General features: G+C 70.0%; 12 protein-coding genes. 6 read left to right on the top strand and 6 right to left on the bottom strand.

Annotated features, from left to right (window positions below; all coding sequences use genetic code 11):
- Positions 1-44: 44 nt before the first annotated feature.
- The gene (locus QN245_RS04580; protein WP_317844680.1) at positions 45-1,409 is read right to left on the bottom strand and encodes a dicarboxylate/amino acid:cation symporter; all 1,365 of its coding nucleotides are present in this window, start codon (positions 1,407-1,409) and stop codon (positions 45-47) included.
- Between the two features lie 445 nt (positions 1,410-1,854).
- On the opposite strand from QN245_RS04580, the gene QN245_RS04575 reads away from it, so the two are divergent.
- Both QN245_RS04575 and QN245_RS04570 read left to right on the top strand, forming a co-directional pair.
- A complete protein-coding gene (locus tag QN245_RS04575; protein ID WP_317844679.1) occupies positions 1,855-3,027 on the top strand; it encodes an OprO/OprP family phosphate-selective porin in 1,173 nt (390 codons plus the stop codon).
- A gap of 310 nt (positions 3,028-3,337) precedes the next feature.
- Complete coding sequence (locus tag QN245_RS04570) at positions 3,338-5,983, top strand: hybrid sensor histidine kinase/response regulator (protein ID WP_317844678.1); 2,646 nt, start codon at positions 3,338-3,340, stop codon at positions 5,981-5,983.
- A 736-nt stretch (positions 5,984-6,719) separates the two neighbouring features.
- Here QN245_RS04570 and QN245_RS04565 read toward each other — a convergent pair.
- Positions 6,720-7,070, bottom strand: a complete 351-nt coding sequence (locus tag QN245_RS04565; RefSeq protein WP_184447116.1) for a DUF5713 family protein — start codon at positions 7,068-7,070, stop codon at positions 6,720-6,722.
- Positions 7,071-7,165: 95 nt separating this feature from the next.
- Entirely contained in the window at positions 7,166-7,804 is a 639-nt protein-coding gene (locus QN245_RS04560) for a LuxR C-terminal-related transcriptional regulator (protein WP_048490880.1), read from the bottom strand.
- A gap of 303 nt (positions 7,805-8,107) precedes the next feature.
- Here QN245_RS04560 and QN245_RS04555 point away from each other — a divergent pair, with 303 nt between their 5' ends.
- Positions 8,108-11,242 carry a two-component regulator propeller domain-containing protein gene (locus tag QN245_RS04555; protein ID WP_317844677.1) on the top strand — a complete coding sequence of 1,045 codons (3,135 nt, stop codon included), beginning with the start codon at positions 8,108-8,110 and terminating at the stop codon, positions 11,240-11,242.
- Between the two features lie 283 nt (positions 11,243-11,525).
- Here the strand turns inward: QN245_RS04555 and QN245_RS04550 are convergent, their stop codons facing one another.
- From QN245_RS04550 to QN245_RS04540, 3 genes are read right to left on the bottom strand one after another with little or no spacing between them, the layout of a single operon-like run.
- Positions 11,526-12,608: an ABC transporter substrate-binding protein gene (locus tag QN245_RS04550; protein WP_317844676.1), complete on the bottom strand. Its 1,083-nt coding sequence runs from the start codon at positions 12,606-12,608 to the stop codon at positions 11,526-11,528.
- The gene (locus QN245_RS04545) at positions 12,605-13,990 is read right to left on the bottom strand and encodes a sensor histidine kinase N-terminal domain-containing protein (RefSeq protein ID WP_317844675.1); all 1,386 of its coding nucleotides are present in this window, start codon (positions 13,988-13,990) and stop codon (positions 12,605-12,607) included. The genes QN245_RS04550 and QN245_RS04545 overlap by 4 nt, the downstream gene beginning before the upstream one ends.
- Positions 13,983-14,687 (bottom strand): response regulator transcription factor, encoded by a 705-nt coding sequence (locus tag QN245_RS04540; RefSeq protein ID WP_317844674.1) that lies wholly within the window; start codon positions 14,685-14,687, stop codon positions 13,983-13,985. Before QN245_RS04540 ends, QN245_RS04545 begins: the two co-directional genes overlap by 8 nt.
- 246 nt (positions 14,688-14,933) lie before the next feature.
- Here QN245_RS04540 and QN245_RS04535 point away from each other — a divergent pair, with 246 nt between their 5' ends.
- The 3 genes from QN245_RS04535 (at position 14,934) to phbB (ending at position 18,437) form a co-directional block, all read left to right on the top strand.
- On the top strand, positions 14,934-16,124 hold the full coding sequence (locus tag QN245_RS04535) for an OprO/OprP family phosphate-selective porin (RefSeq protein ID WP_317844673.1): 1,191 nt from the start codon (positions 14,934-14,936) through the stop codon (positions 16,122-16,124).
- A 135-nt stretch (positions 16,125-16,259) separates the two neighbouring features.
- Complete coding sequence (locus QN245_RS04530; RefSeq protein ID WP_160965242.1) at positions 16,260-17,585, top strand: CitMHS family transporter; 1,326 nt, start codon at positions 16,260-16,262, stop codon at positions 17,583-17,585.
- 111 nt (positions 17,586-17,696) lie between these two features.
- Positions 17,697-18,437, top strand: a complete 741-nt coding sequence (gene phbB, locus QN245_RS04525) for an acetoacetyl-CoA reductase (RefSeq protein ID WP_010344527.1) — start codon at positions 17,697-17,699, stop codon at positions 18,435-18,437.
- Positions 18,438-18,707 lie beyond the last annotated feature (270 nt).

The following is an 18,707-nucleotide window of genomic DNA, read 5'->3' as shown; positions in this document are numbered from 1 at the left end:
ATGCAACGCGCCGGCTGGGCCGGCGCGTCGTGTGGTGCAAGGGATCAGCGCGTGGCGAGCGGTTCGGCCGCCACCGCCGGCAGCGGCACGGGCTCCCCATCCAGTGCCAGGCGCAGGCGATCGCGATCGAGCGCATTCTCCCAACGCGAGACCACCACGGTGGCCACTGCATTGCCCATGAAGTTGGTCAGCGAGCGGCACTCGCTCATGAAACGGTCCACGCCCAGGATCAGCGCCATGCCGGCCACCGGCACTTCCGGCACCACCGCCAGCGTTGCCGCCAGGGTGATGAAGCCGGCGCCGGTCACGCCGGCCGCGCCCTTGGAGCTGAGCATCGCCACCAGCAGCAGCGTGATCTGATGGCCGAGGGTCAGCTCGGTGTTGGTGGCCTGGGCGATGAACAGCGCCGCCAGGGTCATGTAGATGTTGGTGCCGTCGAGGTTGAACGAGTAACCGGTGGGCACCACCAGGCCGACCACCGACTTCTCGCAACCGGCGCGCTCCATCTTCTCCATCAGCGACGGCAACGCCGATTCGGACGAGGACGTGCCCAGCACCAGCAACAATTCCGTCTTGAGGTAGCGGATCAACTTGAAGATCGAAAAGCCGCACAGGTACGCCACGGCGCCGAGGATCACCACCACGAACAGCAACGAGGTGACGTAAAACGAGCCCACCAGCCAGGCCAGCTGCACCAGCGAGTGCAGGCCGTGTTCGCCGATGGTGTAGGCGATCGCGCCGAGCGCGCCGATCGGCGCGGCCTTCATCAGGATGTGCACCAGCTTGAACACCGGCGCGATCAGCGCTTCCAGGAAGTTCAGCACCGGCTTGCCGCGCTCGCCGACCATGGCCAGCGACACGCCGAACAGCACGGCGACGAACAGCACCTGCAGCACGTTGGTACCGACCAGCTTGCCGTTGACCACCTGGTCGCCGGTGAACGCGCCGACCAGCGAGTTGGGGATGATGTCCATCAGGAAACCGACCAGGGTCAGTTCGTGCGACTTCTGCACGTAGCTGGCAACCTTGCTCTGGTCCAGCGTCGCCAGATTGACGTTCATGCCCGCGCCGGGCTGCACCACGTGCGCGACGATCATGCCCACCACCAGCGCCAGGGTGGAGAAGAACAGGAAGTACACCATCGCCTTGCCGAACACCCGACCCACTGTCTTCAGGTGCGTCATGCCGGCGATGCCGGTGACGATGGTCAGGAAGATCACCGGCGCGATGATCATCTTCACCAACTTGATGAAGGCGTCGGCCAGCGGCTTGAGCTGGGTGGCAAACTGCGGCTCCAGATGGCCGAGCACGGCGCCGATGACGATGGCCACCAGCACCTGGACGTAGGTATGCCGGTAGAACGGCACAGGCCGCGGCGCAGGCGTGGCCGGGGAAGTTGAGATCTGCATCGAAGACGCTCCGGGACGGTCCGCCCACCCGACGCGGGTCGCGGAATGCTGCCTTTGTACGCGGCGCCAGCGCCGAAGCAGATAACCTATTGGTACTAGGCCCGGTCGGCGGCCCCGGCGAGGCGGTTACAGTGTCCCCGCAGGCTCAAGGAAGGGCTGCGCGCAGCGCTGCATCTGATGGCCGCCCAGGCGGCCCGGAGCAGTGCCGCCGCCATCGCAGCGCGGTCTTCAGGGGGAGACGCCGCCGCAGGACTGCAACATCGCCGTAAAGAACAGCCGGGCGCGTCCGCTATTGCATGCAGGGGGCATCACGTTCGGCACCGTGTCCGCACCGCAGCGGCGTCGCCGTTCGCGTGCGGCCCGCCACCGCACTGCCCGCGCCATCGCACCACCAAGCCCGGCCGGGGACTGCCGCGCCTTCATTCCTTACCGAGACGACTCCATCATGCGCCACACTCTTCTCTTCGCCGCGCTGGGCCTGACCGCTGCCGCTCCCGCCGTCGCCGCCAACAGCTTCGACGACTGGCCGACCAAGATCGCCTTCAACGACGGTACCGAACTGGCCGTGACCGGCAACTACGCCTACGACTGGAACAACTTCTCCAACGACGACGGCCGCCTGGAGGACGACAACGCGTTCCGGCGCAAGGAGTTCGGCGCCACGCTGAAGAAGAAGGGCGTGTACGACGCGATGGTGTACTTCGACTTCGAGTCCAAGCTGTGGCTGGACGTGTTCTTCCGCTTCGAGACCAAGGCGCTGTTCGGCGCCGACTACGGCAAGGTGCGCCTGGGCTATATCAAGGTGCCGGTGGGCCTGGAAGGCGTGACCAGCTCGCGTGCGGACAGCTTCATGGAAGTCGCGCTGCCGGTGCAGGCGATCTACCAGGGCCGCCGCACCGGCGTGGAGTGGACCTTCGAGCGTCCGCAGTACCTGCTGCAGGCCGGCGCCTACGGCGGCAAGGACCTGCAGGGCGACAACCCAGGCACCACCCAGGCGGTGCGCGGCGTGTGGACCCCGTTCAAGGCCGACGGCGACGTGCTGCACCTCGGCCTGGCGTACTCGCAGGAAAATCCGCGCGGCTACCACAACGGCCTGGACGTGAGCTTCAGCCCGCGCGCGCGCTTCCGCGCGCGTCCGGAAGCCGGCCTGACCGACGTGCGCCTGATCGATTCGGGCACGCTGGTCGACGTCGACCAGGTGCGTCGCACCGGTCTGGAGGCGATCTGGATCAAGGGTCCGTTCTCGATGCAGGGCGAGGCGCTGCGCGCCGACGTGACCCGCGACAACGGCCGCCCCGACTACACCGCCGACGGCCAGTACGTGTTCGCCAGCTACGTGCTGACCGGCGAATCGCGGCCGTACAGCGCCGGCAACGTCGGCAACATCAAGCCGGCCAACGCCTATGGCGCGGTCGAACTGCTGGCGCGCTACAGCCGCCTGGACCTGGACGACGGCACCGTGCTCGGCGGCCGTCAGCACGACTGGACCCTGGGTGCCAACTGGTACCTGACCAGCCACTTCAAGTTCCAGGTCAACTACGTGCGCGCCGATGCCGAGCGCGCCGGCGTGCGCCTGAAGCCGAACTCGCTGGATGTCCGCGCCCAGGTCCAGTTCTGAGCCGGCGCACGTCGGCCGATCCGACGCGATCGGCCGGCGTGCGTCCTGCGGTACCAGCCGCAGGGGCTGAGCAACGAAACGCCGCGTGGGTCGTCGGCGATGCCGACGGCCCTTTTGCGATCTGACCTCGCCGCCCCGCAACGTGCCCGCGGCACATCCACGGCAGCACGCACTGACACGATCGCCAGCCAAGCCTGACCAGGCCGCGTCCTGCCGTTGGCGATCCGCAACATCGGCCATCGCCGCCGCATGCCGCAAACGGCATCGCACCCTCTAAGCTGATGCGGCCCTAGTCGCCGCGTTCTTCCGCATGCCTTCGCTCCTGCGCCATCGCCGCCTTGTCCTGCTAGTGATCGTCATCGTCGGCGGCATGGTGCTGGCGATGCTGTCGGCGCAGCATGTCGCCGAACAGCGCGCGCTGCGCGCCGAGAGCGTGCAACTGCGCCAGCAGTTGGAGTTGTATGCGCAGACCCTGCAGCAGCGCATCGACCGCTACCGTACCCTGCCGCAGGTGCTGGCGCTGGATCCCGAACTGCGCGACGCCCTGACCCGCCCGCTCGACCCGGCGACGCAGCGGCAGTTGAACCTGAAGCTGGAGCGCGCCAACGACGTCACCCGCTCCTCGACCCTGACCCTGATCGACGCCGAGGGCGTGGCCCTGGCCGCCAGCAACTGGCGCCTGCGCAGCAGCAACGTCGGCGCCGACTACAGCTTCCGGCCCTATGTGAAACAGGCGCTGGCGCAGGGCAAGGGCCGCTTCTACGGCATCGGCGTGACCACCGGCGTGCCCGGCTACTTCCTGTCGGAGGCGATCGTGGATGCGCGCGGGCGCCCGCTCGGCGTGATCGCGATCAAGATCGAACTGGCCGCGCTGGAGCACGAATGGCTGCGCGTGCCCGACGTGGTACTGGTCAGCGACGGCCACGGCGTGGTGTTCCTGGCCAGCCGCGACGTGTGGCGCTACCGCCAACTGCAGCCGCTCAGCGCGCACGAACGCGACGAACTGCTGGCTACCCGCCAGTACGCACAGCAGACGTTGCTGCCGGCGCGGCGGCGGGTGCTGAAGACGCTGGACGACGGCGGCCAGGTCATGCGCATCGACGCGCCGGCGCAGCCGGCGCCGCTGCTGTGGCAGAGCATGGCGCTGCCGGAGAGCGGCTGGCGCCTGCACCTGCTGCACGACGTCGGCGGCAGCCGCGCGGCCGGCCGCGCCGCCGCGCTGGCCGCGGCCGGGATCTGGCTGGCGCTGTCGTTCCTGGGCCTGCTGTTCCAGCAGCGCCAGCGCCTGGCGCGGCTGCGCCAGCGCAGCCGGCGCGAACTGGAGTCGCTGCTGCAGCAGCATGCGCAGGAACTGCGCACCGCCCAGGACGGCATCGTGCAGGCCGCACAGCAGGCCGACACCGGCCTCAGCCGCAGCCTGGAGCACCTGCCGCAGGGCGTGGTGATCATCGACGCGCAACTGCGCCTGGTGGCGTGGAATTCGCGCTACCTGGAGATCTTCCGCTTCCCCCCGGAACTGATCCGGGTCGGCCGCCCGATCGAGGACGTGTTCCGCTACAACGCGCGCCGCGGCTTGCTCGGCCCCGGCCCGGTGGAAGCGGCGATCCAGCGCCGCCTGGATCACCTGCGCAGCGGCCGCCCGCACATGCGCGAGAGCGAGAAGGACGACGGCACGGTGTTGGAAATCCGCGGCAATCCGCTACCCGACGGCGGCTTCGTCACCAGCTACGCCGACATCACCAGCTACAAGAACGCCGCGCGCGAACTGCGCTCGCTGGCCGACGCGCTGGAGCACCGCGTCGCCGAACGCACCCGCGACCTGGCCGAGGCCAAGCGCGAGGCCGAAAACGCCAACCGCTACAAGACCCGTTTCGTGGCCTCGGCGGTGCACGACCTGCTGCAGCCGCTCAACGCCGCGCGCATGTTCGTCTCGGCGCTGCGCGGCAAGCTGCACGACGCCGACGCGCGGCAGATCGCCGATCACGTCGACAACGCGCTGGCGGCGCAGGACGCGATCCTCAACAGCCTGCTGGACATTTCGCGACTGGAGGCGGGCACGCTGAAGACGCAGGTGCAGGACCTGGCGCTGAACCCGCTGCTGCAGACCCTGGCGCGCGAGTTCGGCATCGTCGCCGAAGGCCGCGGGCTACGTCTGGACTACGTGCCGACCCGCGCCACGGTGCGCAGCGATGCGACCCTGCTGCGGCGCATCCTGCAGAACTTCCTGTCCAATGCGGTGCGCTACACCCCGCGCGGGCGCGTGCTGCTGGGCTGCCGGCGCGATGGCGCGCAGCTGCGCATCGAGGTCCACGACCAGGGGCCAGGCATTCCCGACGCCCTGCAGCAGGAGATCTTCGAGGAGTTCCGCCGGCTTGGCGACGGCGTCGCCAACGACCGCGGCGCCGGCCTCGGCCTGGCGATCGTGGAGCGTATCGGCCGTCTGCTCGGCCATCGCATCGGCCTGCGCTCGCAGTTGGGCCGCGGCAGCGTGTTCTCGGTGACCGTGCCGCTGGGCGATGCCGCCGCCGCGCAACGCCAGGCACCGGCGGCGATGGCCAGCGACAACGGCGACGACCCGATCCTGCACGGCTGCCGGGTGTGGTGCATCGACGACGACCCGCGGGTCTGCGAGGCCAGCCGCACCCTGCTGACGCGCTGGGCCTGCCAGGTGGAACTGGCCGCCGGCCCGGAACAGGCGCTGGCCGCCGCGCAGCCGGCGCAGGCACCGGAACTGGTGCTGCTGGACGTGCGCATGGGCGACAGCGACGGCCCGACCCTGTTCGCGCAGCTGTGCGCACGCTGGCAGGCCGAGCCGCGGGTGATCCTGATCACCGCCGAACCCGATCCGGCGCTGCGCAGCCTGGCGCAGGAACGCGACTGGGGCTTCCTGGCCAAACCGGTACGGCCCCCGGCCCTGCGCGCGCTGATGACGCAGATGCTGCTGCGGCGGGGTTGAGGTTGAGCCCCTCTCACACCAGGAGAGGGGTTGGGGTGAGGGTCCGGGGCGCAGCGCCACGCAAGATCTCGTGCAAAGTTGGCGAACCAAGCTCACCACTGCCCTTTCAATGAGGGAGCACTGGCCGCCGTACCCTCATCCGCCCCTGCGGGGCACCTTCTCCCGAGGGGAGAAGGGAAGCGCGCTAGCCCCTCTCCCACCGTGAGAGGGGTTGGGGTGAGGATCCGGGGCGCGCAGCGCCACGCAAGACCTCATGCGCAGCTGGCGAACCAAGCTCATCACTGCCCTTGCAATGAGGCAGCGCTAGCCGCCGTACCCTCATCCGCCCCTGCGGGGCACCTTCTCCCGGCGGGAGAAGGGAACAACCGGAGCCCCTCTCCCACCGGGAGAGGGGTTGGGGTGAGGGTACGGGGCGCGCAGCGCCACGCAAGACCTCATGCGCAAATTGGCAACCAACCCCTTCACTGCCCTTGCAATGCGGCAGCGCTGGGCGCCGTACCCTCATCCGCCCCTGCGGGGCACCTTCTCCCGAGGGGAGAAGGGAAGCGCGCAAGCCCCTCTCCCCTCGGGAGAGGGGTTGGGGTGAGGGTACGGGGCGCGCAGCGCCACGCAAGACCTCATGCGCAGCTGGCGAACCAAGCTCATCACTGCCCTTGCAATGAGGCAGCACTGGCCGCCGCACCCTCATCCGCCCCTGCGGGGCACCTTCTCCCGAAGGGAGAAGGAAAAGCCGATTTCACCACTCGCGCGGAGCGATCAGTTCTTCGACGTCGGCGTCGGCAAAGCCATAGGCCCTGGCGATGTGCAGGAAATCCACGCCGATGTTCGCGCTTGCAGCGGTCTCGATCTCGCTGTCGTGGGCCTCGAACTCCAGCGCCAGCTTGTTGAACTCCTCGGTGGCGGCATGGGTCAGCCGGTATAGCGCCGGCAGGTCCGCCGGTGCCTGCGCCTCGATCGCCTCGCACAACCGCAGCAGGATCTTCTGCCCCTTGCCGACCAGCGACGGGGGAAAGTAGTCGTCGTCCAGCATCTCCTGCAGGAACGGATAGTAGGCGGTCTGCTCGTTGCGGATGGTCGTGGTGGGCATGGTCCGGTGGTCTCCGCCCGCAGGGGGCGCGGGCATCGGCGCATAGCATCGCGTATCCGGGCGCCGCGGAAAACGCCCCCCGCCGGCGCCCCGGTTCAGGCTTCGCCTTCCGGCTCCAGCGCCTTCACCAGGACCGCCGCCTGGGTGCGGCTGTGGCATTCGAGCTTCTTCAGGATCGCGGTCACGTGGACCTTGACGGTGTTCTCGGCCAGGCCCAGCTCATAGGCGATCTGCTTGTTGAGCAGGCCGTCGGCCAGGCACAGCAGCACGCGGAACTGCTGCGGGGTCAGTTGCGCCAGGCGCGCGGCCAGCTGCGCGTCAGCCTCCGAACGCGCCGCGGTCAGCGGCGGAAACCAGGTGCCGCCATCGAGCACCGCCGCCACCGCGATGCCGATGGTCTCGGCCGGCGAGGACTTGGGAATGAACCCGGCCGCGCCGAACTGCTGCGCGCGGCGGATCACCCGCGGGTGGTCGTTAGAGGAGATCACCACCACCGGCACGTCCGGGCGCTCGCCGCGCACGTGCAGCAGGGCCGAGAATCCGCGGGCACCGGGCATGGCCAGGTCCAGCAGGATCAGGTCGGCATCGGCCTGCGCGGCCAGTGCGGCGTCCAGGGTTGCGGCGCTGGCCGCCTCCACCACCAGGGCACGCGGCAAGGCCTGGCGCAGCGCGTGCAGCACGGCGGCGCGGAACAGCGGGTGGTCGTCGGCGACCAGGATCGTCGGGGCATCCATGGGCGTGAGGCGGCTGGCAGGACGCCGCGAGGCGTCGTCGGGTGGGCGCGGACAGCGCGCAGAGCATGCAGTGTACGTGCGGCGCGGTTGGATGCCGAGCGTGCGCGCGCCGGGCCGCGTCGGTAGCGCGGCGATTGGCGGGCCAGCCTCGGCGTGCCGGTTGTCGCTGGCGGCACGTGCCACGTGGCGGAGCTCGGCATGCTCCGCACGGAACAACGCGCCGCGCCTTACCTGCCGCAGCCAGCGACGAGGCACCGCCCGCCGTGCATTCAAGGCCGGCCCCACCATGGCCGATAACACGGCGTGACCGTCTCGCTCTCCAACTTGCTGGACCGCCTGCCGCTGGCCGCGTCCTGCCTCATCCTGTGCCTGGTGCTGACCCCGGCTGCGTCCGCGGCCGCGACGGTCGACGACACCGACCTGCCCAGCAGCCTGGAACACTTCGGCCTGGACGACGGCTTGTCGCAACTGTCGATCAACGCCCTGCAGAGCGACGACCAGGGCTTCCTGTGGGTGGGTACGCAGGAAGGCCTGAACCGCTTCGACGGGCATCTGTTCCGCGCCTACCGGCACGAACTCGGCAACGACAGCCGGCAAAGCCTGCTCAGCAGCAGCATCGACAGCATCGGCTTCGAGCCGCGCGGCACCCGCCTGTGGCTGGGCACCAACGATGCCGGCCTGGAAGTGATCGAGCTGGCCACCTGGCAACACCACCGCCTTGGCGCGAAGCAGGGGCTGTCGCACAACCGCATCACCCAGATCCTGATCGATCCGCAGGGCGGCGCGTGGCTAGGCACCGAACGCGGGGCGGACCGTGTCGACGCCGACCTGCAGCGGGCACGGCCGCTGGGCGGCGATGCGCCGGTGGTAGGCCTGACCTGGATGCCGGACGGCAAGCAGCCGGTGGCGCTGGACCGGCAATGCCGGCTGTGGCGGCTGGGCCGCGAGGCGCGCGAGGAACTGCCGGCGCCGCGCGGCATCGACGAATGCGTGGGCCTGCAATCCGGGCCGGAAGGGCTGTGGCTGGCCTCGGCGCGGGGCGGACTGTTCCAGCTCGATGCGCATGGCGCGGTGCTGGCGCACTGGACGCCGGCGCAACTGCTGACCGGCGGCAGCGACCTCAGCGCGCTGATCCGGCTGCACGATGGCCGCGTGCTGATCGGCACCACCAACGCCACGGTGACGCAACTGGACAGCGCGCGGCATGTGCCGCAGCAGCTGAGTTTCGACATGCCGCCGAACAGCGCCATCATCCGCTTCTACCAGGCGCCCGACGGCACCTGGTGGATCGGCACCTACACCGGCGGCCTGTACCGGGTACGGCCGCTGTCGGCGGTGATCCGCAACGACGAAGAGCGCGTCAGCGACATCCACGCCTGGCCCAGCAGCAGCGTGCGCAGCATCTGGCGCGACGGCGAGCGCATGCTGATCGGCACCGACCAGGGCCTGTTGCTGCGCGACGGCAGTCACACCGCCTGGCATGTGGTGCCGGGACTGGCCAGCCAGGCGATCCGCAGCATCGCCGCCGACCGCGACGGCTGGTGGCTGGGCACGCGCCAGGGGCTGTGGCACCTGGACCGGGGCGGCGCACTGCGGCGCCTGGGCGGGCTGGCCGACGAGCACATCAACGACCTGATGCTGGAAGGCGACACGCTGTGGGTGGCCACCCGCCGCGGCCTGACCCGCGTGGTCGGCGGACGCGTGCACGACGATCCGCGCTGGGCGCCACTGAACGGACACACCCTGACCCGGATCTACCGCGACAGCGAGGACACGCTGTGGATCGGCTGCAACGACTGCGGCCTGTGGCGCATGCGCAGCGACCGTCCGGTCGAGCCCTACCGCCCGCGTGGCAGCCCGCTCTACGCCTCGGTGTGGTCGCTGTACGAACGCGATGGCGTGCTATGGGTGGGCACCTTCTCCGGCGGCCTCTTCCGCGTCGATCTCAAGCGCGACGTGGCACTGCGCTACAGCGACCGCGAGGGACTCAGCAGCAATGTGATCTACACCATCCTGCCGGACCCGCAGGGACGGCTGTGGCTGAGCACCAACAACGGCCTGAGCGTGCTCGATCCGCGCACCCGCATCGTGCAGAGCCTGGGCCGCCGCGACGGCCTGCAGAACCAGGAATACAACAGCGGCCGCGGCTATCGCGACGCGCGCGGCCTGCTGTACTTCGGTGGCACCCAGGGGGTGGACGTGATCGACCCCACGCGCCTGCCGCTGCGCAGCCCGCAGGCACGCGCGGTGCTCACCGACCTGCGCATCCTCAATGCCGGCGAGGACCGCAACGGTGGCGAGAACCAGGCCGAGAGCGACGTGGTCTACGCGCAGCGCATCGTCCTGGACCACCGCGACAACGTGTTCACCATCGGCATGACCGCGATCGACTTCGCCGCCCCGGGCACCGCGCGCCTGCGTTATCGCGTGGACGGGCTGCAGAAGGGCTGGGTGTACCCGCAGACCGCGCACAGCGACTTCTCGGTCAGCCACCTGCCGCCGGACCGCTACACGCTGGTGGTGGAAGCGGCCGGCCGCGACGGCCAGTTCGGCGCCGCGCGACGGCTGCAGATCGAGGTGCTGCCGCCGCCGTGGCGGCACCCGCTGGCCTACGCCGGTTACGTGGTGCTGGGCCTGGCGCTGCTCGGCCTGGCGTTGCAGCGGGTGCGGCGTACGGTCAGTCGCGAGCGCGACATGGTGGAACTGCTGAACCTGACCGTGGCCGAGCGCACCCGCCAGCTCGAGCGCGCCAACCAGCAACTGCTGCAGAGCAATGCGCGGCTGCAGGCGGCCACGCGCCTGGATCCACTGACCCAGGTCGCCAACCGCCGCGAACTGCAGGACTGGCTGGCACGCGAATGCCCGGCCCTGCTGGCGGCGCTGGACGCGGGCAGCAGCGCCGATGCGCTGTACTTCTTCATGATCGACGTGGACAACTTCAAGCGCATCAACGACGACTACGGCCACCAGGCCGGCGACGCCGCGCTGGTGCACTGCGCCGACCGCCTGCGCGGGCTGTGCGGCGAGCGCGACCTGCTGGTGCGCTGGGGCGGCGAGGAGTTCCTGCTGGTCACGCGCCTGCCGCGCGAGGACGCCGCCAGCGACCTGGCCGAACGCTTGCGCGCGGCGGTGGCGACGCAGGGCTTCGTCCTGGCCGAGCGCGAACTGACGCTGACCTGCTCGATCGGCTTCGCGCCCTGGCCGTTCGTGGCCGCGTGGCCGGCGCTGGGCGACTGGGAACAGAGCGTGGGCCTGGCCGACCGCTGCCTCTACGCCGCCAAGGGCGCCGGCAAGGACGCCTGGGTCGGGCTGGCACCCGGCGCAGCCCCGGACCGGCCGCGCCTGCACGCGCTGCTGGCCGGCGGCGCGCCGGAGGAACTGGGCGACAGCGTGCGCGTGCTGTGTTCGCCCGGGCGCCAGCCACGCTTCGCACGCTGAGCGCCGGCGCCCTAGGGCGTGTCACCCATTCCCGAGTATGCCGCGTTGGGTCTGGCAGGCGCGCTGCCGGCGTTGCGTGGCGCAGCGCCTGACTGGCCGTCAGGTCAAGCCGCGCGGCGCCGGTAGCGCGCCTGCCAGACCCAACCCGAAGGGCCGCGGTTGCGCGCGCCCGTGGCCGCGTCATCGCTCGGGCGTGGACGGACGTCCACTTCCTCGCTCTTCCTTGCCACAGGCGCGCGCAATCGCGGCGCGGCATGCTCGGGGAGGGGTGACACGCCCTAGCTCAGTGCGGCGGGGCCTGCTGCATGCTGCTGCGCCAGGCGTCCAGGAACTGGCGCCGCTTCAGCGCGTCCAGGTACACCAGCAGCCCCGGCCCCAGCGCGATCGGGCGGAACGCCGCGGCGGCGGCCGGCCCACCCTGCGCCGCCACGCCCGGCTGCGGCAGGATCGGCTGCAGCCGCGCCTCGCGCGACAGCACCTGCTGCCCGCGCGGGGACAGCAGGTAATCCAGGAAGCGGCGCGCCTCGGCCGCATGCGGGCTGTCGCGCGGGATCACCGCGGTGCGCAGCGCGACCAGGGTGTAGTCCTCCGGCTGCACGATCGCCAGCGGCGCGCCGGCATCGATGCGCGCCTGCGCGTACGAGCCCAGCACGTTGTAGGCCAGCAGCAGTTCGCCGCGCGCGACCTTGTCCAGCAGCACCCCGGTACGCTCCTCCAGCACCACCTGGTTGTCGCCCATCGCCGCCAGCAGCGCCCCGGCCATGCTGCCGAGCTGGCTGTCCTGCGTCGCGAACAGGTAGCCCACGCCGCTGCGCTCCACGTCGTAGGTGCCGATGCGCCCGCGCAGCGGCAGGCCGGGCGCGCGCAGCAGTTCCAGCAACCGGCGGCGGGTGCGCGGCACCTGCACGGCCGGCAACCGCGCGGTGTTGTAGACGATCGCCACCGGCTCGTAGCTGATGCCGAACACTTCGTGCCGCCACTGCGCCCACGCCGGCAGCGCCTCGGTCTGCGGCGAGCGGTGCGCCAGCGCGTGGCCGTCGTTCACCAGCTTGGTCTGCAGGTCCATGCTGGCGCTGATCAGCAGATCGGCGCAGCGCGGGCCCGGGCCTGGATGCAGATAGCGCTGGTAGATGTCCCAGGCGATCGCGTCCTGGTAGATCACCTCGGTCTGCGGATGCAGGCGCTGGTAGTCGCCGATCACCGCGGCGAACACCTCGATGTCGGTCGAGCCCTGGATGCACAGTTGCGCGGTGGCGGCGCCCTGCGCCGGGAAGCGGCGCACGTCGCCGGGCGCAGCCAGGGCGCTGCCGGCGAACAGCACGGTCAATAACAGCGGCAGACGGCGCAGCAGCGCGGGCAGGGTCATGGATGCAGCCTCGGCAAGTGCAGGCTGGCGATCAGGCCGCCGCCCACGCGATTGGACAGGTCGATGCGCCCGCCATGGGCCTCGACCACGCGCTTGACGATCGCCAGGCCCAGTCCGGCGCCGCCGGCGGCCGCGCCCTCGCCGCGCACGAAGCGCTCGAACACGCGCTCGGCCTCGGCCGCGGCGATGCCCGGGCCGTGGTCGGCCACGGTCACCACGCAATCGCGCGCGCTGCAGGTCAGCGCCACCTGCAGCGCGCCATCGCCGCCGTACTTGCAGGCGTTGTCGATCAGGTTCTTGATCGCCTCGCGCAACAGCAACGCATCGCCACGCACCAGCGCCGGTTCGCTGGCGATGGCCAACTGCACGCGCGGCCGCGGCGCGGCCTGCGGCAGGGCCTCATGCAATGCCTGGTGCAGCACCTCGGCCAGGTCGACGCTGGCGTAGCGTTGCAGGTTGGAGCGGTGGATCACGCTGGCATCGCTGAGCAATTGGTTGAGCAGGCGGCTCATGTGCGTGGCATTGCGCTCGATCGCCTCCAGGCTGCGGCGCATCTCGTGCGGGTCGTCCTCGTCCAGCGCCAGTTGTGCCTGCGCGCGCAGCGCCGCCAGCGGCGTGCGCATCTGGTGCGCGGCCTCGGCCATGAACGCACGCAAGGTCTCGTTGCTGCCGGCCAGGCGCGCCATGAAGCGGTTCAGCGCCGCCACCATCTGCTGCATCTCCTGCGGCGCGGTCGCGGCCACCGGCTTGAGCTCGGACGGTTCGCGCCGCGACAACTCGCGCTCCAGCGTGCGCAGCGGCCGCAGCGCGCGCGACACGCCCAGCCACACCAGCGCCAAGGCCAGCAGCGACAACAGCGCGATCGCCACCAGCGCGTGCAGCACCACGTCCTGCGCCAGCGCCTCGCGTGCGCGGCGGGTCTGCCCCACCTGCACCCACACCTGGTCCTGCGCCGCCGCCGAGGATACGCGCCGCGACACCACCGCAAAGCGCACCGGCTCGCCGCTGTAGACCGCGTCGAACAAGCGTGGCGGTGCGCTCGCGCGCGGCAGCGACGGCGCCGCCGGCAGGTCGTCGTAGCCGGTGATGGTGCGCCCGCGCGCATCGAACACGCGGTAGAACACCCGGTCCTCCGGCGCCATCGCCAACAGGTCCAGCGCCGCATACGGCAGGTCCACCTGCCACTGGCCGCCGGCCAGCGCCACCGAATCGACGATGGACAGCGCCGAGGACACCAGCAGGTGGTCGTAGGAGCGGTTGGCGGCACGCTGGCCGTAGTCGCGCGCGACGAAGAACAGCGCCACCGCGCCGAGCAGCGACAGCGCGCCCAGGTAACGCAGCAGGGTGCGCCGGATCGATGGCGGCGGCGCGGCCTCAGCCATCGGCGTCCGCTGCCGCCGGATCCGGGGGCGTCGCGGCCGCCTCCAGCTTGTAGCCGACGCCGCGCACGGTGACGATGCGCAACGGCGCGTCGACCAGCTTCTTGCGCAAGCGCCCCACGTACAGCTCGATCGCGTTCGGCCCGGCCTCGTCGTCGAAGCCGAACAGGCCGTTGCCGATCTCGTCCTTGCCCACCACCTGGCCGAGCCGGCCGATCAGGATCTCCAGCAGGCGGTATTCGCGATTGGGCAGTTCGATCGGCGCGCCGTCCAGGCTGACGCTGTGCGCGGCGTTGTCGAAGGCGAAGCCGCCGAGCTGCACCACTTCGCTGGCCTGGCCGCGATTGCGCCGCAGCAACACCCGGCAACGCGCCTCGAACTCGCGGAAGTCGAACGGCTTGCCCAGGTAATCGTCGGCGCCCACGTCCAGCGCCTGCACGCGATCCTCGATCCCATCGCGCGCGGTCAGCATCAGCACCGGCGTGGTATCGCCACGCTCGCGCAGGCCGGCCAGCACGCGCAACCCGTCCAGCCCCGGCAGGCCGATGTCCAGCACCACCAGATCGAAGCGTTGATAGCGCAGCACCCCGGCCGCACTCAAGCCGTCGCGCTGCCAATCCACCGCATGCCCGCTGCGGCGCATGCGCCGCACGATCGCATCGGCGAGATCGGCGTTGTCTTCTACCAGGAGCAGGCGCATTGGGGCGGGGATTGGGGATTCGGGATTGGGGATTCGCAAGAGCGGCTCCGTACGCGGATGCTAACGCGCCTACGTCCGGGCAGACAGCGCGCAGAGCGCTTTTACCAATCCCGAATCCCGAATCCCCAATCCCGGCCCCACCGACAGGTCGATGACAGCTATGCCCGACTAGGCTGCGTCCATGCCGGTCCGCGGCGATTGCTTGCGGACCGATCCAATCGCTGCGACACGCACCTGGGAGGGGACGTGGAACTGAAGACTCTGACATTGGGCAGCGCCTGCGCGTTGCTGTGCCTGGCCGGATCGGCGCGCGCCGCCACCGACGACGATGGCCCGGTGACCGCCGAGTTCGGCGGCCGCCTGCACTGGGATTTCGCCCACTTCGACAACGACCATCGCGGCACGCCCAACCCCGACGACACCGAGATCCGCCGCCTGTGGCTGGACGTGTCCGGCAAGTTCTTCGGGTTCGGCTACAAGGTCGAGGGCGATTTCGCCGGGTTGCAGGACGACTTCAATGGCAAGGGCATCGAGGCCAAGGACGTGTACATCACCCGCACGTTCGGCGCCGGCATGCTGACCGTGGGCCAGTTCAAGCAGTACTTCTCTCTCGACGACCGCACCGGTTCCAACTTCGGCCAGTTCCTGGAGCGCAGCGGCGCGGGCAGCACGCTGGCGCCGCTGTACCGCAAGGCGGTGTCGTGGCAGGCCGCGGGCACCGATACCACCTGGGCGGCCAGCGTCTACAGCCTGCAGAGCATCGATGTCTCCAACGTCCGCGGCCATGCGTTCGGCGGCCGCGGCACCTGGGCGCCGGGCGCGCGCGACGGCGACGTGCTGCACTTGGGCCTGTCGCTGGCGCACGAGCACTACGACCACCCGGGCGCCGGCGGCGCACCGGCGCTGAGCATCCGCCCGCGCCCGGCCGGCCACCTGTCCGACGACAGCCGCGTCACCCTGGCACGCTTCGCCGACGGCCGCGACACCGACGTGGACAAGTGGTCGCTGGAGTACGCACAGGTGCGCGGGCCACTGTCGTGGCAGGGCGAATTCAGCGGCGGGGTGTTCGACGACGGCGCGCAGCGCGCCGACGTGATGGCCGCCTACGGCTTCGTCAGCTGGTTCGCCACCGGCGAGTCGCGCCGCTACGACCGCAAGACCGGCCGCTTCACCCGCATCAAGCAGGTCAACCACAAGTACGGCGCCTTCGAACTGGCGCTGCGCTACGACCGCATGTGGGGCGAGCAGCACCGCGACGGGCAGCCGGACCTGCTCGACGCCTCCACCGCATCGTGGACGCTGGCCGGCAACTGGTATCTCAAGCCGAACCTGCGGCTGATGCTCAACCTGATCGATAGCCGCAACCGCGATCACCTGGCTGGCGTGACGCTGGACCACACGCGGGCGATCACGGGGCGGTTTCAGTATGACTTCTGAGAGCCGGGATTGGGGAGTGGGGATTCGGGATTCGCAACGGCGGCATCGTGCGATGTGACGTTTGGTCGGTTTCGATTTTTTAGATTCTTCGCTGTCGGGTCCATTTTCTTTCATGCACCACCCTGAGGAACTTCCATGCTGACCGCGCTCGGTTTCGGAATGGTCATTACCTTCATGTACCTGATCATGAGCAAGCGGCTGTCGCCGCTGGTCGCGCTGATCATCGTGCCGATCGTGTTCGCGCTGGCCGGCGGCTTCGGCACCGGCATCAACGAGATGATGCTGGAGGGGATCAAGAAGATCGCGCCCACCGGCGTCATGCTGATGTTCGCGATCCTGTACTTCGGGGTGATGATCGACGCAGGCCTGTTCGATCCGCTGGTGCGGCGCATCCTGCGCCTGGTCAAGGGCGACCCGATGAAGATCGTGGTCGGCACCGCGGTGCTGGCGCTGCTGATCTCGCTCGACGGCGACGGCTCCACCACCTACATGATCACCGTCTCGGCGATGCTGCCGCTGTATCGGCGGCTGGGCATGAACGCGCTGAACATGACCTGCGTGACCATTCTCGCCGGTGGCGTGATGAACCTGACGCCGTGGGGCGGCCCGACCGCGCGCGCCGCCACCGCCCTGCACGTGGACCCGGCCGACGTGTTCGTGCCGCTGGTGCCGGCGATGGCGCTGGCGATCGTCGGCATCCTGCTGCTGGCCTGGTACCTGGGCCTGAAGGAGCGGCGCCGGCTCGGCGTGGTGACGCTGCCCGGCGATGCCTGGATGGACGGCAGCGTGGCCGACGACGGCGAGGCGCTGCCCACCGTGGAAGACGCCGAGGACATCAAGCGGCCGCGGCTGCTGTGGGTGAACCTGGTGCTGACCCTGGCGCTGATGGCGGCGCTGGTGATCGGCGTGCTGCCGATGCCGGTGCTGTTCATGATCGGCTTCGCGCTGGCGCTGCTGATCAACTACCCGAACCTGGCCGAGCAGCGCCGGCGCCTGGTCAACCATGCCGGCAACGTGCTGTCGGTGGTGTCGCTGATCTTCGCCGCCGGCGTGTTCACCGGCATTCTGTCCAACACCGGCATGGTCGAGGCGATGTCGCGCAGCTTCCTGGCGGTGATCCCCGACGCCTGGGGCCCGTACCTGGCGGTCATCACCGCGCTGGCGAGCATGCCCTTCACCTTCTTCATGTCCAACGACGCCTTCTACTTCGGCGTGCTGCCGATCCTGTCCGAAGCCGCCAGCCACTACGGCATTACCCCGGTGGAAATGGCCCGCGCCTCGCTGGCCGGGCAGCCGGTGCACCTGCTCAGCCCGCTGGTGCCGTCCACCTACCTGTTGGTCGGCCTGGCCAAGGTCGACTTCGCCGACCACCAGCGCTTCACCCTGAAGTGGGCGGTGTTGATTTCGTTGGTGTTGATGGGCGGCGGGTTGTTGTTCGGCCTGTTCCCGCTGGCCAAGTGAGCGCTGCCCGGGATTGGGGATTGGGCATTCGGGATTCGTAGAAGCAACTGCCCGCGCGCTCATCCAATCCCGACTCCCCAATCCCCAATCCCAACTCCGAAGGAGTTCACCGTGACCCTCAGAATCGCCTACGTCACCAGCGGCATGGGCAGCATCGGCACCGCGATCTGCCAGAAGCTGGCGCGCAATGGCCACACCGTGGTCGCCGGCTGCGGGCCGGACTCGCCACGCAAGTCGGCGTGGCTGCGCGAGCAGCGCGAGCTCGGTTTCGACTTCATCGCCTCCGAGGGCAATGCCACCGACTGGGATTCCACGGTGGCCGCGTTCGCCAAGGTCAAGGCCGAGGTCGGCGAGATCGACGTGCTGGTCAACAACGCCGGCGGTAGCCGCGACATGCTGTTCCGGCAGATGGGGCGCGAGGATTGGCAGGCGGTGATCGCCAGCAACCTGCATGCGCTGTTCAACATCACCAAGCAGGTGGTGGACGGCATGACCGCGCGCGGCTGGGGCCGCATCGTCAACATCGGCGCGGTCAGCGCGCAGAAGGGCCAGATCGGGCAGATCAACTACGCCACCGCCAAGGCGGCGATGCAGGGTTTCAGCCGCGCGCTGGCGCAGGAAGTGGCCTCGCGCGGAGTCACCGTCAACACCGTCTCGCCCGGCTACATCGCCAGCGCAGCGATCAGCGGCTTCCCGCCGGACGTGCTCGATCGCCTGGCCAGCTCGGTGCCGCTGCGCCGGCTCGGCAAGCCCGAGGAAGTGGCCGCGCTGTGCGCCTGGCTGGCCTCTGACGAGGCCGCCTACGTCACCGGTGCCGACTACGCGGTCAACGGCGGCCTGCACATGGCCTAGGGCGTGTCACCAATTCCCGAGTATGCCGCGTTGGGTCTGGCAGGCGCGCGGCCGGCGTTGCGTGGCGCAGCGCCTGACTGGCCGTCAAGTCAAGCCGCGCGGCGCCGGCCGCGCGCCTGCCAGGCCCAACCCGAAGGGCCGCGATTGCGCGCGCCCATGGCCGCGTCATCGCTCGGGCGTGGACGGACGTCCACTTCCTCGCTCTTCCTTGCCACAGGCGCGCGCAATCGCGGCGCGGCATGCTCGGGAATTGATGACACGCCCTAGCCA

Origin of the sequence: Xanthomonas rydalmerensis (assembly GCF_033170385.1) — a bacterium.
GTDB lineage: Bacteria > Pseudomonadota > Gammaproteobacteria > Xanthomonadales > Xanthomonadaceae > Xanthomonas_A > Xanthomonas_A rydalmerensis.
The sequence above is the reverse complement of the archived record's forward strand: the minus strand, read 5'-3'. Positions and strand labels throughout refer to the sequence as shown.